1 protein-coding gene is annotated in these 1,102 nt (G+C 56.2%); it reads right to left on the bottom strand.

The window, feature by feature from the left end; all coding sequences use genetic code 11:
- Nucleotides 1–641 (bottom strand): MCP four helix bundle domain-containing protein (locus AC07VY_RS26545; protein WP_495100138.1); only part of this gene is annotated, 641 nt, incomplete at its 3' end.
- Between the last annotated feature and the right edge of the window lie 461 nt (nt 642–1,102).

The following is a 1,102-nucleotide window of genomic DNA, read 5'->3' as shown; positions in this document are numbered from 1 at the left end:
CCTGAGATCAGCCAGGCGCAGACCAGGCTCAGCAGCAGGCTGACCACGCCCAGCGCGACCATCAGGCTGCGGCTGGCTTCATAGTTGGTGTGGATTTGCTTGGCAATGCTGTCAATTTGCGCACGCTGCTGAGACAGCAACGCATCCATCTTGGCCAAATACACCTTGGAGGCGGGTACAAACTTGTCGGTCAACACCTTGTTCGCCTCATCCTCTTTGCCATCCTTCTTGAAGGCAAGAATTTCGTCACGGGCAGCTACATATGTTTTTCGGGCGGCCCCAATTTCTGCATAGAGGGCTTTTTCCTCGTCGGTATTGATAACCTCTTCCAGCTTCTTCTGAAACTCGGCCGATGTCTTGGACGACTCGGCTTGGTCTTCTGCAAAGTAAGCAGCTACGGAGGGATCACTGCTTTTGGCGATAGCGCCAGTGCGGCGCACGCCTGTGTGGATGTTCCGATACCAGTCGCTCACAAGACGCTCGGTCTTGAGTGGCTCCTCCACCATGTTCTGCGTGGCCTGCGCAACCGCGCTCAACCGAGAAAGACCCACCAAGATACTGATCAAGGACATGATCAGCACCAGGGCGAAACCCAGGCCCAGGCGCTTTGCGATGGACAGGTTCTTAATAAAGCTTGGCATAGCAGCGTCTCTCTCAGAAGTTACGTAAGGAGGTTGAACAGAAAGGCAGGCAGCCGGGCCAGTAGAGCACAGTGGGCAATACGCCCAATGGCATGTGGGCGGTATGCGCAGTACGGGTTGTGCGCTCAACCATACGGGGCAACTCGCGATTCAAGCGCGGGATTCTGCGGTAATTTACACCCGCTTACACGCATGGTTCGCGAAATGCTAGAAATATATGCCGCCAAGGCCCAGAGGACTTCTGGCGCACGCCGGGTGAATCAGCTCAACAGCTATGTATTTGATAGCTGCCAGCGCAGACAAAATATGCGCTGGCGGCAATATTCTTCACAAGAGCGATAGCTGCCCTGCCCCCCGAGAACCGCCGCGGTTTGCGTGAACTAGAAGCTGGTCCAGTCGTCGTCGTTGGTGCTGGCGGCCTTGGGGGCGCTGAGCTTGCCCATGGCGGGTTTGATGGTAGG

It is taken from the genome of Rhodoferax sp. GW821-FHT02C08, assembly GCF_059421805.1.
This window is presented reverse-complemented; position numbering and strand designations above follow the sequence as displayed.